This window comes from Streptomyces sp. NPDC054849, from assembly GCF_053610945.1.
The window spans coordinates 18,647-33,717 of sequence record NZ_JBSGZI010000089.1; the positions used below are offsets into that span (position 1 = coordinate 18,647).

At 71.6% G+C, this 15,071-nt stretch carries 9 protein-coding genes and 1 pseudogene; 2 read left to right on the forward strand and 8 right to left on the reverse strand.

Translation table 11 applies throughout. From position 1 onward, the window contains the following. Positions 1-387 precede the first annotated feature (387 nt). Positions 388-1,464, forward strand: coding sequence for a terpene synthase family protein (locus ACWGIF_RS29435; protein WP_453502000.1), 1,077 nt, complete (start codon positions 388-390; stop codon positions 1,462-1,464). 34 nt (positions 1,465-1,498) lie between these two features. Here ACWGIF_RS29435 and ACWGIF_RS29440 read toward each other — a convergent pair whose 3' ends face one another. Next, positions 1,499-1,852, reverse strand: coding sequence for a CAP domain-containing protein (locus ACWGIF_RS29440; RefSeq protein WP_453502001.1), 354 nt, complete (start codon positions 1,850-1,852; stop codon positions 1,499-1,501). 388 nt (positions 1,853-2,240) lie between these two features. On the opposite strand from ACWGIF_RS29440, the gene ACWGIF_RS29445 reads away from it, so the two are divergent. Further along, positions 2,241-2,501 carry a hypothetical protein gene (locus ACWGIF_RS29445; RefSeq protein WP_453502003.1) on the forward strand — a complete coding sequence of 87 codons (261 nt, stop codon included), beginning with the start codon at positions 2,241-2,243 and terminating at the stop codon, positions 2,499-2,501. Positions 2,502-2,604: 103 nt separating this feature from the next. Here the strand turns inward: ACWGIF_RS29445 and ACWGIF_RS29450 are convergent, their stop codons facing one another. From ACWGIF_RS29450 to ACWGIF_RS29480, 7 genes and pseudogenes are all read right to left on the reverse strand, one after another. Continuing rightward, a complete protein-coding gene (locus tag ACWGIF_RS29450; RefSeq protein ID WP_453502005.1) occupies positions 2,605-3,387 on the reverse strand; it encodes an ABC transporter permease in 783 nt (260 codons plus the stop codon). Next, positions 3,384-4,199 (reverse strand): ABC transporter ATP-binding protein, encoded by an 816-nt coding sequence (locus tag ACWGIF_RS29455; protein ID WP_453502013.1) that lies wholly within the window; start codon positions 4,197-4,199, stop codon positions 3,384-3,386. Before ACWGIF_RS29455 ends, ACWGIF_RS29450 begins: the two co-directional genes overlap by 4 nt. A 171-nt stretch (positions 4,200-4,370) precedes the next feature. Beyond that, on the reverse strand, positions 4,371-5,414 hold the full coding sequence (locus ACWGIF_RS29460; protein WP_453502015.1) for a polyprenyl synthetase family protein: 1,044 nt from the start codon (positions 5,412-5,414) through the stop codon (positions 4,371-4,373). Between the two features lie 475 nt (positions 5,415-5,889). After that, positions 5,890-7,116: a geranylgeranyl reductase family protein gene (locus tag ACWGIF_RS29465; protein ID WP_453502006.1), complete on the reverse strand. Its 1,227-nt coding sequence runs from the start codon at positions 7,114-7,116 to the stop codon at positions 5,890-5,892. A gap of 51 nt (positions 7,117-7,167) precedes the next feature. Then, the gene (locus ACWGIF_RS29470) at positions 7,168-13,851 is read right to left on the reverse strand and encodes an SDR family NAD(P)-dependent oxidoreductase (RefSeq protein WP_453502008.1); all 6,684 of its coding nucleotides are present in this window, start codon (positions 13,849-13,851) and stop codon (positions 7,168-7,170) included. 324 nt (positions 13,852-14,175) lie between these two features. Continuing rightward, entirely contained in the window at positions 14,176-14,937 is a 762-nt protein-coding gene (locus ACWGIF_RS29475; protein WP_453502010.1) for a sirohydrochlorin chelatase, read from the reverse strand. A gap of 5 nt (positions 14,938-14,942) precedes the next feature. After that, a pseudogene (locus ACWGIF_RS29480) lies at positions 14,943-15,071 on the reverse strand (ABC transporter permease); the annotation flags it as partial.

Sequence of the window (15,071 nt, forward strand, 5' to 3'; positions counted from 1 at the left end):
CCGGGTCGTCGCGTCGGCCGATGTCGGCCGCGCGCTGCCGGATGCGAGGTCGGCGACCTGCTCCAGGCGATCTCGCAGCGACCGGATCAGCCCGCGTCTTGCACACGTCGGGCGCCGGGTGTCCGCATGGACTCATGTGCGGCATGTTGTAGTACCGGCTGAAGTGTCCGTTGCCCCGGGACCGGCGGATGTTCTCGGCCATGACATGCCGGTTTCACGACCCGGGCGGGGGCTGGGCAGCGCCGGGGCGGCCCGAGCGTCAATCGACAGGAGACGACTACCTTTTCGGAGTTTTGTGCTGAGAAACGCGCTGATGTGACCGATACCCCTTCCACGAGGCCCAGAGCATGAGTACTTCCCCCTTCTTCCAGGAGATTGGAGCGGCTCATGGGCGCCGTGCTGTCCGAGGTCGAGCTGCCGGCCTTGTACTGCCCCCTCGAATCCGCCGTCCACCCGCATGTGCGGCAGGTGGACGCGCAGGCCGTGCGGTGGATCCGCGAGAGCGGTATGTGTGCCACGGATCATGAGGAAGCGTGGGTCGTGGCGACGCACAGCACCGACTTCTTCGCCCGGTTTGCTCCGGTCGCCGATGATGACCGGCTGCTGGCCACGTCGCTGTGGGTGTACTGGGGGTTCGCCTTCGATGACGCCCGGTGCGACAACGGCCCCCTGAGCAGCCGCCCTGCTCAGTTCAGTGCGCTGGCAGGCCGCGTGCAGCGGGCGGCGGAGGCGCCCTCGGCTCCCGACGGCGGGGAGCGTTTCATCCCTGCGCTCCAGGACATCGTCGGTCGCTTCCGCTCCTTCGGCACGCCCGCGCAGGTCCGCCGGTTCACTGCAGCACACCGGGCCTGGCTGTCGGGGGTGTGCTGGCAGATCGGCAATGTCGCAGCCGGTCGCATGCCGGATCTGGACGAGTACCTGGCCATGAGACTGCTGTCGTCCGGCGGAGAGCCCACTTTCGCGATGCTGGAGCTCGCGGCCGGACCCGAGGTCCCCGACCGTGAACTGCATCGCCCGGTCGTGCGGGCGCTGACGGAGATGGCCATCGCAGTCGCAGCCCTGGACAACGACCGGCATTCGCTGCGCAAGGAGATGTCGCGCGGACACGCCGACCAGAACATCTACAGCGTGCTCATGCTTCACCGGCAGCTGTCAGTGCAGGAGGCGGTGGAAGCGGCCGCACGCATCCGCGACCGGATTCTCACCCGGTTCCTGCGGGTTCACGACCGCGTCCTGCGCACGGCCGGGGCCGAGTTGGCCGGATACCTCCAGGGGCTGTGCTACGGAATCCGCGGCAACGCCGAGTGGGGGCTGCGCGTCCCGCGCTACCTGAGCCTGGGCCACGTGCCGGACGCCATGGACGAGGCGCCGTTGGACTGGGCAGCGGCCCCCGCCGACGGCCGCAGTGCGCCGCCGGCATCGGCACCGACCCTGGCCTGGTGGTGGGACGACACCCTGATCTGACCCGGATCCGACCACCCGCACCCCGGAAGGGGGCTCAGCGCGGCGCGGCCAGCAGCAGCGTCCACCACGGTCCGCCACGGCCGTCGGTGCGGCCCAGGCCCACGTGGAGGAAGGCGCAGGTCAGCAGGACGCCTCGATGGGGAGGGCTGCTCATCCAGGCGCGTACGACTGCTTGCGGGTCCGCCGGTCCGGCGGCAAGGGTCTCGCCCGCCCGGCCGCTTCCGTATCCGGCGGCGTTGAGCCGCCCGGCCGGCGTCGATCCGTCCTGGCCGCGATGTGAGAGGCGCCCGGACCGGGCCATGTACCGGCTGTGGGCGTCCGCGGCCACCGCCAGCAGCGAGTGCTGTCTCAGCGGACCGCAACCGGCCCCGTCCCGTTCGGCGTTCACCAGAGCGATGACGCCGGATCGATGGGTCCTTGGCGGCTGCCAGGACGGTGCCGGGGGAGGAGTCCACGCGGCGGGGCCGACCGGCGCGTGGTGCGGGACAGGTGGCGCGGTGGCGGCTGACGCGGGCGACGGGGGGACGATGGCGGCGGGCCAGGTCAGCACGGCCGCGGCACACAGAAGCACGACTTTCTTCATGCGGCCACGCTAGAAGAGGCTTCTGTGAAAAATCCATCCGGCGTGAAATACGGAAAAATTGATTCCCATACCGTGGGCATGGAAACTTTTACCTGCCTCGTTCGAGGGAATGGCCTGGTAATTCAGGAAGGGACATTGTCGGCCCCGATAGGCTGTCGGCAGACCAACCCCTTCCCTTTCATTGGAGAGAGTCATGTCAATTCTGCGTCGTGCCGCGGTGGTCACGGTGGCGGCGGCCGCCCTTGTCACCGGAGCCGCCGCCTCGTCGGCGTTCGCCGCACCGGCGGCCCCCGCCACCGCATCCGCGCCGGTCGCCGTGGGCAGCGACGTTCCCGGCTTCGGTCACCAGGGCGGGCGCCCCATCCGTTTCGGCCCGTTCGAGTTCCCGAGCAACGGCAACGTCAGTGCCGGATTCGCCTGGAACACCTCGAACGGCGGCGGCATCGGGTTCTGATTGCCTCGCACACCCGCAGCACCCGGGACGGGTGGGGTACGGCTCGCGGCCGTGCCCCACCCGTCCGGCGCGTGTGCGTGTGGCGGGGGCATCCGCCGGGCCGTCAGCGCTTGAGCGTGGCGGCACTGGCCACCAGGACACCGATGACGCACAGCAGGATGAGCACGGCGTCACGGACGAAGACACCCGTGATGCCCTCATGGGTAGCGGCTTCGCCGGCGGCCTGCACGGCGTACGTCATCGGCATGATCTGCGCCAGGAGATCGAGGGCGCCGTGCATCTCCCGCCTGGGCACGAACAGTCCGCACAGCAAGAACTGCGGCAGTACCCCGGCCGGCAGGAACTGCACCGCCTGGAACTCGTTGCGCGCGAAGGCACTGACGAGGATGCCCAGAGCCAGCCCCAGCAGGGCTCCGAGCATGGCGATGACCATCAGCAGGTAGGCCGGGCCCTTGATGTCCAGCCCCAGAGGACCGACGGCCAGCAGCGTGGACAGCACGGCCTGGAGCAGGGCGAGGAACGCGAAGGCCAGGCTGTATCCAAGGACGATGTCGAGCCGCTGCACCGGCAGCGTCAACAGCCGCTCCGCCGTCCCCGACGTCCGCTCGCGCAGCGTCGACACGGACGCGACGAGATACATCACGATGACCGGGAAGATGCCGAACACCTGCGGCCCCACCCGCTCGAAGGACTCCTCGGCATCGTGGAACATCAGCTTGAGCAGCACCATCAGCATGCAGGGAATCACGAGCATCAGCGCGGTGCTGCCCCGGTCGCGGGAAATCTGCTGCAGGACCCGATGCGCCGTCGCCATGGTGATGCCCGGGGAAAAGGGCAGAGGACGGCCCCGAAGCTGCGGAACGGGCGTGAGGTCGTCGCTGCTCACGTACGCGCTTCCGCCGCGAAGTACGGACGGTCCAGCTCGGGCAGGACCTCATCGGTGATCAGGGGGGCCGGGAAGTGGTCCAGAACCGGTCGCGGGGCTGCTTCTGCCTTCGCCGCTGCCGTCACCAGATGCATGAAGGCGTCCTCCACGCTGCTGCAGCCAGTGTGCCGCAGCAGGTCCGCCCGCCCGGCCGAAGCCATCAGACGGCCCGCCCGCATCAGAAGGAGCCGGTCGCAGCGGTCCGCCTCGTCCATGACGTGACTGGAGACCAGCAGCGTGGTCCCCCCTTGCGCAAGGCGTTTGAAGACTTCCCACAACTCCCTCCGTACCAGGGGGTCCAGGCCCACGGTCGGTTCGTCCATGACCAACAGGTCCGGCGTACCAAGGAGGGCGACGGCCAGCGAGACACGCGAGTACTGGCCCCCCGAGAGGCGGGCGACCGGCTTGTCGGCGTACTCGGCCAGGTCCACCTCCTTCACCACACGGACCACGGCATTCTCGCGCCGCCACCCGCGCATGCCGAGAGCAGCCGAGAAGTACCGCAGATTCTCCAGGACGGTGAGGTCCGCGTAGACGGACGGTGCCTGCGTGACGTAGCCGACGCGGCAGCTCAACGCCCGCGAACCGGCCGGGTGACCCAGCACCTGCACATGTCCGGACGTGCTGGGCTGGATGCCCACCACTGACCGCAGCAGCGTGGTCTTGCCGCAGCCGCTGGGACCCAGCAGTCCGACGATGGACCCCCGGGGCACCGTGAAGGTGACATCGCGCAGGAGCGTGTGCTTTCCCCGCGTAACCTGCAAGCCGTACACGCTGATGGCCGGGGGAGCCGACACGGACCGCCCTCTCGTATGTGTCGTCGAAGCGAATGGAAGTGGGGAGCCGTGCGTACGGCGGCGTCCTCCGGCAGAACGTACCGCTGCGCCGAGCGGTTGGGTAAATCCCGCTTCACCCGGAAGTGTGCAGCTTGCGAGGTCTGCGTCTCACCTGTCCCGTGATGTCAACATCAGCGCGAGTTCCTGCAGCTGCCGGTACGCATCAGCCGTGGGCTCCGCCCGCGACAGGGCCCGCATGGCCGCCGAGGTCTGCCGCGCGACCTCCCGCTCGGCCGCCTCCCTGCCGCCCGCCTGCGCCACGAGTTCGGTCGCGCGGGCGATGTCGTCTTCACCCAGGGGGTCCGGCCGCTCGTACAGGGCCGCCAGCGACCGGCCCGCGGGACCGCCGTCGGCCAGGGCCGCGACGACCGGCAGGGACTTCTTCCGCGCCGCGAGGTCCGCGCCGACGGGTTTGCCGCTGAGCGCGCTGCGGCCCCAGATGCCGAGCAGGTCGTCCACGCACTGGAAGGCGACGCCCAGGCACCGCCCGAACTCCCGCAGTCCCGCGACCCGCTCCGGTTGCGCCCCGGCCAGCACCCCGCCGAGAGCGCAGGCACACCCCATCAGCGCGCCGGTCTTGCCCGCCGCCATCTCCAGATACTGCTCCACCCCCACCCGGCCGACCTGCTCGAAGGCCACGTCCTGACTCTGCCCGGCCATCAGCTCGCCCAGCATCGCCAGACACTCGCGCACCGCGGCGTCCGCCCTCGCCGAGGGGGCCGAGGACAGCGTGCGCAGAGCAGTCACCAGAAGGGCGTCACCGGCCAGGACAGCGGACGCGATCCCGAAGACCCGCCAGGCAGCGGGCCGGTGCCGACGCAGTGGGTCGCCGTCGATCACGTCGTCGTGGAGCAGGGAGAAGTCGTGGATCAGCTCCACCGCCACCGCCCCGGGCACGGCATCGTCGGCCCGGCCGCCGACGGCGGCGGCCGACAGCAGTACCAGGGCCGGCCGCAGAGCCTTGCCCCCTGCGGCAGACGCCGCACAGGGGCTTCCGTCTGCCTCGTACCAGCCTCGGTGGTAGCCGGCGATGCGGCTCTCCGGCAGGGGCAGTTGCGCCACGGTCTTCCTGAGCGGCGGATCCACGAGAGCGTGGACCTCTCGCAGCCGCGCCTCGAGGCAAGCGCCCGGCGTCGCCTGGCGTTCTGTCATCTTCAGCACCGCGTGCCTCCTCGCGTACGCCCGTACCCCGCGTTCTGCGCCCCGTCACGCCGGACGGCGTCCCCTCTATACCCGCATTCATTTCCCACCCTCCCAGCTAAACGAGCAAGTCCGCCCCTCGCCATCGTGCAGGCCAGGAAATCGCGAGAATCACCTCACAGAGGTAGAAAAGCGATGGAGAGCTTTCCATAAGACGTACGATGGGCCTTCACCAACATCATTCCTCGCCGGGGCGAAAGGTCATCCGAATGGGAGAGGTGATGTGCCGCTGCCCTGCATGAGTGAATCGTTTCCCCGCTGCGGCGCCACAAATTGCAACGGGAAAGGGCCGGCCCGGCGCTCCACTGAGTGATCCGGCGCCGGAGTCGGGCCTCCGGCCCATGGGCGGCTTTGTGAGCAGGGCGCACCCGTCGTTTGAGGCCGTTGGACACGGCCTCGAACGACAGGCTTGAGCAGTGAGTCGCTCTCAGGTGAGAAGCGGTTCACGGGGGATGGTTCTGGCGGCCCCGATGGGGAGGCGGGTGGCCAGAGCGGTTGCGCCGCGTGCGAAGGGCGTGGTCATGATCCCTGCGACGCTGGTCCGGCCGGCGATGTAGGCGTCGAGGCGGCGCCATGCCGGGGGCAGCCGGGTCAGTGCGGTGTGGACGAGGCCGGGGCTGCGGGTGAAGAGGTTCATCAGCGTGCCGCTGGCCCGCATCTCGACGCCGAGGACGTCGTCGATCTCCTGCCCGTAGCATGCGGTGGCCGTGCTCGCCTCCGTCTCGGTGACCGCCGCGACCAGACGCACCGCAGCACGACCTGCGAGAGCGCCTGAGCGCAGGGCGTACGAGATGCCTTCTCGTGACCAGTGGTCGACGAGGGCCGCGGCGTCACCGGCGACCAGCACCCGCCCGCGGCTCAGGGGCGAGTCGGGGCGCCGGCACCGGGTCAGGTGGCCGGTGTCGTGGAGGGGCCGCGGGCCGTGGAGGCCGTGCCGGGTCAGGAAGTCGTCCTTGTAGGCGCGCAGGGCCACCGGATTGCCGCGGGCGGCCACCACTCCGGCGGTGCAGACGTCGCCTTTGGGGAAGACCCAGCCGAAGGAGCCCGGCAGCGGACCCCACTCCATGAGGAGACGGCCACGCCACCGATCGGCCGTCCGTTCGTCGACCGGCACCTCGACCTCCAGGGCCAGGTCGACCTGAGCGCACTGGACTCCCACGTACCGGGCAACCCTGCTGGCGCTGCCGTCGGCCCCGACGACGGCTCGGGCGTGCAGGGTGTCGCCGCGGCTGGTCTTGACGGTGACGCTGTCACCCTGTTGCTCCATGGTGGTCAGGGCGGTGCTGTCGTGAACCGTGGCACCGGCGGCAGCGGCGGCTTCGGTCAACGCTGCGTCGAGTTCACTGCGGTAGACCATGGCGATCGTCGGACTGGTAGAGGTGAGGGTGCGTTCCCTGTGGCCGTTGAGGGCGAAGGTGAACTGCCCGGCCGTGTCGTAGACCTTCACCGGCAGTCCGGGGGGCAGGGCGGCGATTGACGCTCCGATGAGGCCGCCCCCGCAGGTCTTGTAGCGGGGGATGGCGGCGCGCTCCAGCAGGAGGGTCTGACAGCCGCTCTCGGCGGCGACGCGGGCGGCGGTGGCGCCGGCCGGGCCGGCGCCGATGACGATCACGTCCCAGGTGGCGGGGGTGCGGGCAGAGGTGGGAGGAGGCATGCGGTGGTCACCTAGCGGTCGGGCGGAACGGGCGGAACGGGCGGGGAGCCGTCAGCCGGCTGCGGTCGGCGCGCAGGCTGCTGCTTCCGTCTCCAAGTGGGCCTCGACCTGGCTCTGTCCGGGGTGGAGGCGGGCGAGGAGGTAGCGGGTGAGCGCCGAGGCGTTCGGATGGGTCCACATCACGGTGGTCGGGATGTCCAGGCCCAGTTCGCGCTGCAGGCGGTTGCGCAGGGCCATGGCCATCAGGGAGTCCAGGCCGAGTGTGACCAGGGAGGTGTTGGCATCGAATCGGTCGGCTCCCAGCCGCAGGACCGCTGAGATGTGTTCCACGACCTGGGGCTGCAGGATCTGCTGACGCTGCTGGTGGCAGTCCGTCTCCCGCAGGGCTGCAAGCAGCGCGCTCCCGTCGTGACCGGCATCTGTACCTGTCGTCGCGGCGGCCAGCTCGGCGAAGAAGGCGGTGCGGGCCGTGGCGGGATAGGACTCCAGCCACCGTGCCAGGTCGAGAGGTGTGTAGGCGGTGCGGTCGCGGTCGTGGGCGAGGATGCGTTCCAGGGCGGCGATGCCCTCCGCGGGGTCGATCATGGCGTAGCCGCGTTCCGCCATGAAGGCGCCGCGTCCGACCTCTGCCCACGGTCCCCAGTTGATGCAGGTGGTCGGCAGGCCTTGGGCCCGGCGCCAGGAAGTGAACTCGTCCAGCCAGGCGTTGGCCGCCGCGTAGGCTCCCTGACCGGGATTGCCCAGCAGCGAGGCGGCGGAGGAGAAGGTCACCCACCAGTCCAGCTCATGGCCCTCTGTGGCGTGGTGGAGCAGCCAGGCCCCGGTGGCCTTGGGGCGCCACACCTTCTCCAGGAGGGCTGGGGAGAGGTTGGCGACGGTGGCGTCCTCGACGACGGCCGCAGCATGTACGACGCCACCGAGCGGGTGGCCCGTGCCCAGGGCGGCCTGGACGAGCATGTCGGCGGCGCCCGGCTCGGCGAGGTCCGCGCACACGACCTCGACGCGCGTGCCGAACTCGGCGGTGATGGCGTCCAGGGCGGTGCGGGTGGCCGGGGAAGGAGCGCTCCGGGAGGTGAGTACGAGGGCCGCGGCGCCTCGTTCGGCCAGCCAGCGGGCCACCAGCAGCCCCAGTCCGCCGAGCCCGCCGGTGACGAGGTAGCTCGCGTCGGACCGGACGACGGGGACGTCCTGCGGTCGCACGGGCAGCGTGGCGGTGCCCTCGGCCGGCCAGGTGAGGACCAGTTTGCCGGTGTGCTGGGCGCGGGCCATGGCATGGAAGGCCGAAGACGCCTCGGCGACCGGGTGCTCGGTGACGGGAAGCAGCGGCAGTTGGCCGTCCGCGAGCATCCCGGCCAGTTCGCGATAGCCCTCGGCGAGGAGGCCCGGGTCCTGTTGCATCATCATCAGCACGTCGACGCCGGCGAAGGTGACGTTGCGGCGGAACGGCAGCAGTCCCAGACGGGCGTTGGCGTAGATGTCACGCTTGCCGAGTTCGAGGAAGCGCCCCCGGTGCGCCAGCAGGTCGAGACTCGCGGACTGCGACGGACCCGTAAGGGAGTTGAGGACGACATCGACGCCGTGTCCCGCGGTGAGGTCGCGGACCTGGTCGGCGAAGTCCAGGGTGCGGGAGTCCATGACGTGCTCGACGCCCAAGCCGCGCAGATACGCCCGCTTGGCCTCGCTGCCCGCGGTCGCCCACACTTCCGCCCCACGGGCCCGGGCGAGGTTCAGTGCGGCCAGACCGGTGCCGCCGCTCGCCGAGTGGATGAGTACCTTCTCACCCGGCCGCAGCCGCGCCAGGTGGTACAGGGCGTACCAGGCGGTCAGGTAGGCGCACGGCAGGCCGGCGGCGTCCTGTGCGCTCAGCGCGTCCGGCACCGGCAGGGTGCAGTCGGCGCGGACGGTCGCGAAGGAGGACATGAGGGTGGACTGGCTGCCTTCGACGAACATCGCGGCCAGCCGGTCTCCCACCGCCGCCTCCTGGACACCGTCTCCGAGGGCGGTGACGACGCCCACCCCGTCGAACGCGCTGACGTCCAAGCGCTCCTCGCCCGCGCTGAAGCGCTGGTAGACGCCCATGGCCTGGAGCACGTTGATGAAGTTCACGCTCGTGGCGGCGATCCGCACCTCGACCTCGCCCGGGCCGGGCCGGCGGCGGGTCTGGGCGACGACCTCGAAGGAGTCCAGGTCACCGGGGCGTGCCAGGTGCAGGGCCACCCGGTCACGGGCGCGGTCGACGGCGGCCTGGCGACGCTGCGACTCCTCGAGCGGGCCGTTGCGCAGACGGGCCAGGTACCGCGTCCCGTTCCGGTAGGCGATCTCGTCCTGCTCGTCGGGGCAGGACAGCAGTTCCCCGGCCACGTCGGCGACCGCAGTGTGCGGGTCGACGTCCAGGACTGCGGGGCGCAGTTCGGGGTGCTCGTAGCTCAGGACCCGCACCAGGCCGCGCAGACCCGCCTGTCCCAGGTCCGGCCGGTCCCCGGACACGACCCGCTGCGCGTTGCCGGTGACGGTCCACAGCCTCGGCGTCGTCCCACCGCCCTCGCCCGGCGCCAGAGCGCGGGCCGTTTCCACCAGACGGCCGGTCTGCTCCCGCGCCAGCAGGTCGGGAGACGGCGATGCGCTGCCCGGTGCCGGCAGGTACACCACCGCCTGCGGTGGCTCTCGACGCGGGCGGGGCATCGTCACCGGCGCGGCGGCGTCCTGGGGGCTCAGTGCCCGGACGTCCACCGTGGCACCCCGTTCCCGGAGCGCCTCGCCCAGCGCGGCCGCGAACGTCTCCCGTCCGGGTTCCGCGCAAAGGGTCCAGCTTCCTGTCGGCGGCTTCAGGGCGGGGCGCTCGCAGTGCTCCCACGAGGCCTGGAGCAGACGGCGTCCGAAGCGCTCCTCGGCGCTCTCGGCGGGCACGCAGCGGAACTCCACTCCGGTCGCGTCCGCGATGACGGACCCGTCGTCAGCCCACAGCCGGAAGTCCGCCGTGTACCGGTCGCCCTCCATGTGCCCGAGGGTGACCACGCAGTACCCGGCGAGCGGCAGCGTCCCGTACAGCCGCAGCTCCTCGATGCCCCGGGGCAGGATGCCGCCGGCCGGTACGGCGCCGCTGCGCAGGACGGCGCCCGCGACGGCCTGCAGGCAGCTGTCCAGCATCACGGGGTGGCAGTGCAGCGCCTGCGCCGCGGCCCGCCCCGCGTCGGGTACCTGAACGCGGGCCAGGAGGCGGGCGCCCGCGCGGTCTGCGCGGGACTCGTCCGTGTGCAGGGAAACGAGGCCGAGGAAGGGCGGGCCGTGGTGCACGCCGCGCTCGCGCATCTGCCGGTAGACGTCCGAGACGTCCACGGTGTGCGGGAACTGCGCCAGCAGATGCTCCAGATCACAGCCTTGCGGGACGCTTTCGCGTTCGGGCGTGACGTGCAGGTGCGCCCGGGCGTGCTGGACGGACGTGCCGTCGTCTTGCGTGCTGACCACCCGCCAGCGGGCGGTGTGCGGGCCCGCCGCCTCGGCGGTCGCGGTGACAGAGGTGCCGTCCGCGGCCGGCAGCAGCAGCCGCTCCAGGTCGATACCGGTCAAGCGCAGCCGCTCCGGGCCGACAGCGTAGAGGTCGGCGGCGGCGGCGACGGCCATCTCACACAGAGCGGCTCCCGGCACCACGGCGACGTCGTTGACACGGTGCGCGTCCAGCCAGGGCAGGGTGGTGGGGGTGACGAGGGTCTGCCACAGGTGACGGCCCTCGCCGTCGGGATCGACGGTGTGCGGTCCGGTCAGCGGGTGCGAGGCGCGGGAGGTGTGGGTCCCGGCCGACAGCCGCATGGGCGAGGGTTCGACGACGTACCGCGTGCGCTCCCACGTGGTGGGCGGTACGTCGGCCAGGGTTCCCTCGCCGTAGCGGTCGGCCCAGTCCAGAGGGTGACCGGCGCAGTGCAGCGCGGCCACGTGGGTCTGGAACGCCACCGTCTCGTCGGTGTCGCGCAGCAGGGAGGGGACGACCGCGGTGCTCGTGTGGCCGTGCGCGCTGAGCGTGGTCTGCACGGGGTGGGTCAGTACGGGGTGGGGGCCGATCTCGACGAACAGGCGGTGCCCGTCCTCGGCCGCGGCCCGCACGGCGTCGGCGAAGCGCACCACGCGGCGCAGGTTGTCCGACCAGTAGGCGGCGTCGAAGGCGGCGCGGTCGCGTGGGTCGTCGGTGACGGTGCTGTAGAAGGCGGCTGTCGGCTGCCTGCCGGTCACGTCGGCGAGCGCATCGGCGAGGTCGGGCAGGATCGAGTCCATGTGGGCGGTGTGCGAGGCGACGTCCACCTCGATCACGCGGATGCCGACGCCGCGAGCTTCCCAGTCCTCGGCGAGGTGGCGGATGCGGTCGGCGTCCCCGCCGATGACGGTGTTGTCCGGCGACGCGACGACCGCGACGCTCACCCCGTCCACATCCTCTTCGGTCAGCAGCCGTTCGACCTCGTCGCGGCCCAGGGCGACCGAGGCCATCAGGCCCTTCCCGGCGGCCCGCAGGATCAGCCGCGAGCGCCGGCAGATGACCCGTACGCCGTCCCGGACACTCAGTGCTCCCGCTGCCACGGCGGCTGCGACCTCGCCCATGGAATGGCCGATCACAGCCGCCGGCTCGACGCCGTGGGAGCGCCACATGGCGGCCAGGCCCAACTGGATGGCGAAGATCACCGGCTGCACCCGGTCGAACCCGGTCACCACCTCGGGACGGCACAGGGTCTGGCGCAGGGAGAAGCCGGACTCCTGGGCGACCAGCGGCTCGAGCTCGTCGATCACCCGCGTGAATTCCGGATCACGGTCGAGCAGCCGCCGGCACATTCCCGCCCACTGCGAGCCGTGCCCCGAGAAGACCCACACCACGCCCTGTCCGGACTCCGGCAGCGCCCTGCCGGTCGCCACCCCGGCAGGGAGCGCGGTCCCCGCAGCCAGCTCCTCCAGCCGGGCCACCAGCTCCGGCCGCCCGGCCGCGATCACTGCCGCCCGCTCCCGAGAGGGCGAGCGACGCACAGCCAGCGTGTGCGCGACGTCGACCAGCGGGACCTGCGACCCCTCTCCCCCCAGCCACTGGGCCAGGCGGCCCGCCGCGGACCGCAACGCCACGGGTGTGCCGGCGGACAGCGGGAACACGCGCGGCACTTCGCCGTCCTGACCCGGGCCGAACCCGTCGGACGGAAGAGGGCGGGAGGGGCGCCGTGCAGGGGTATGCGCGGGAGGCTGTTCCAGGACGACGTGCACGTTGGTGCCGCTGATACCGAAGGAGGACACAGCCGCCAGCCGGGTGCCCTGCCGCACGGGCCACTCCGACGTGTCAGTGGGCACGAACAGCCGCGTTCCGGACGCGTCGATCTGGGGGTTCCAGTCCCGGAAGTGCAGGCTGGCCGGTACCAGGCCGTGCCGGAGGGACGCGATGGCCTTCAGCAGGCCCGCCACGCCCGACACCGGTTCGGTGTGGCCGATGTTCGTCTTCACCGACCCCAGAGCGCACCGGTCGCGGCCCTTGCCGTAGACCGCGGCGACCGCCGCGAACTCGATGGGGTCGCCCACCGCCGTGCCCGGCCCGTGCGCCTCCACCATGCCGACATCACCTGCCTCGACGCCCGCACGCTCAAGCGCCAGACGGTAGAGATCGATCTGGGCAGGCTCCGAGGGAGCGCTCAGCCGGGTACCCCGGCCGTTCTGGTTGACCGCCGTCCCGCGCACCACCGCCAGAACCCGGTCCCCGTCCCGTACCGCGTCCGACAGGCGCTTGAGCACGAGCACACCGCAGCCCTCGCCGCGGACGTAGCCGTCGGCGGCGGCGTCGAAGGCGTGACAGCGGCCGGTGGGGGAGAACACCCCCCACAGTGCCGGGGCGATGACGCCCTCCGGCCCCAGCGTCAGCATGGCGGCGCCGGCCAGAGCGACCTCCGACTCACCGGTCCGCAGGCTCTGGCATGCGGCGTGCACGGCGACCAGCCCGGACGCGCACGCGCTCTCCACCACGACCTGGGGGCCCCTGAGGTTCAGCATGAACCCGACGCGGCCAGGGCCGATGCTGTCGAAGCCGGTGTACATCGCGTAGGCGTCGACCTCCTCCAGAGGCCGCTGCACGCGCAGCATGTAGTCCTTCTGATAGATCCCGAAGAACATGCCTGTCGGCGTTCCCGACAGCCGCTGGGTGGGAATCCCCGCGTGCTCGATGGCCTCCCACGCCACCTCGGACAGCAACCGGTGCTCCGGATCCACCCACGGCGCTTCCTGCGCGTTGATCCCGAAGAACTCCGGCTCGTAGGCGTACACGTCGTCGTCCAAAAAGCAGCCGTACCGCAGCCGGGCCGCGACCTGGGCAGGCAGGCCGGCCAGCTCCGCCTGCTCCCACCGCTCACCCGGTACCTCCCGCACCGTCTCCCGGCGTGCCATCAACAACCGCCACAACGACCCAAGTGACCGGACCTCACCAGGGAAGCGACACGCGGCGCCGATCACCGCGACCGGCTCGTCCTGGCCCGCTCCGGGCTCATCGATGCGGGGTTGCACGTACATGGGCGGTCCGTCCTTCACCATCAGAAAACCGGGAGGCGTCCGGCTTTCCGCACGCTCTCCACCGCGCCTTCGAATTGATCTTGCGGGGCACGGCCATTCCGGCAGGGGGCTGGACGTATGCCAAGGATGTGCGCCAGGCGGATGGTCGCGCGTTGGAGAACAGCCGCGCACCAATGCACCGGGTTCAGCCACCTGGGCGGGCTCTAAGAGGATCATCGGGGCCGATCGTGGACTCGAGATCACCCAGCAGCTCCCGGGCGTGGCGCACGTTCACTTCGCGCTACCTGCACACCAGCAGTCCCGGCGTACCGGGCGTAGCCCCGACCGCCTGACGTCGTTTCGAGGGTGAGGCGCCGGGTGGCTTCGTTCGCGGGGGGCGGAGGTTCGTGTGCGCGCCCCGGGCCGCCGCAAGGACCGGGGCTCCGCCCCGGCCCGCGCGCCTCAATGGCCGGCGAGGCTGAACAGTGCAGCCCCGCCGGCGTTCGAGGCGCGGGCGCGGAGCGCCGTAAGGGTCTGGGACGGAGCCCGGGAGACGCTGGGTCAGGCCGTCAGGGCCGGGAGCCTCGCGGGTGCGGTGGCGGCGGCGTCGTAGCGGCGCAGGAGGAGACGGGCCAGTTCCGGGGCCGCGCCCAGCACGTCCGCCAGCACGTCCGCCCCCGCGGCTTCCGCGCCCGCCGCGATGCGGTCCGGGAGCCGCCCCGGGGCGATGACGTACGGGGCCACCGCCACCCGCGCGAAGCCCTCGGCCCGCAGGGCCCGCACGGCGTCCTCCGTACGGGGGAGGGCAGCGGAGGCGAACGCAGGCCGCACGGCGCACCAACCGGTGTGCCGCCACTCCCGCGCGATTTCAGCGATCACTGCGATCGCCTCCGGGTCTGTGGAGCCGGCGGACGCGAGCACCACCGCGGTGGTGGCGCGGTCCGCCGGGGTGAGGCCGGCCTCGGTGAGCCGGCGTTCGAGGGCGGAGAGGAGGAGCGGGGACGGGCCGAGCACGTCCGCGACCCGCACGGACAGCCCCGGCAGCCGGGCCGTGGACTCGGCCAGCGCCGCAGGGATGTCGGACTTCGCGTGGAAGGCGCGGGTGAGCAGGAGCGGGAGCGCCACGACCTCCCGTACGCCCGAGAGGTAGAGCGCGGACAGGGCCTGTCCCACCGAGGGGGTGTTGAAGTCGAGGAAGGCCGTCTCCACCCGCATCCCGGGCCGCAGCTCCCGCGTACGCCGGGTGAGGGCGTGCACGGTCGCGGCGTGCCGCGGGTCGCGGCTGCCGTGCGCGATGACCAGGAGGGCGGGTGCGCAGGACATCGGACTCAGCTCTTGACCAGCAGGCCGCGGCTGCGCAGCACGTACCGCTCGACGGGGCTGAAGATGAGGAGGTCGATGGCGATGCCGACCACCAGGATGAGCAGGATGGCGAGGAACACGCCGGGGAGGTCGAT

Coding starts and splice junctions, on each gene's coding strand:
- ACWGIF_RS29435 (WP_453502000.1), top strand. CDS start 388: ATGGGCGCCGTGCTGTCCGAGGTCGAGCTGCCGGCCTTGTACTGCCCC.
- ACWGIF_RS29445 (WP_453502003.1), top strand. CDS start 2,241: ATGTCAATTCTGCGTCGTGCCGCGGTGGTCACGGTGGCGGCGGCCGCC.
- ACWGIF_RS29460 (WP_453502015.1), bottom strand. CDS start 5,414: ATGACAGAACGCCAGGCGACGCCGGGCGCTTGCCTCGAGGCGCGGCTG.
- ACWGIF_RS29465 (WP_453502006.1), bottom strand. CDS start 7,116: ATGCCTCCTCCCACCTCTGCCCGCACCCCCGCCACCTGGGACGTGATC.
- ACWGIF_RS29470 (WP_453502008.1), bottom strand. CDS start 13,851: ATGATCCTCTTAGAGCCCGCCCAGGTGGCTGAACCCGGTGCATTGGTG.
- ACWGIF_RS29475 (WP_453502010.1), bottom strand. CDS start 14,937: ATGTCCTGCGCACCCGCCCTCCTGGTCATCGCGCACGGCAGCCGCGAC.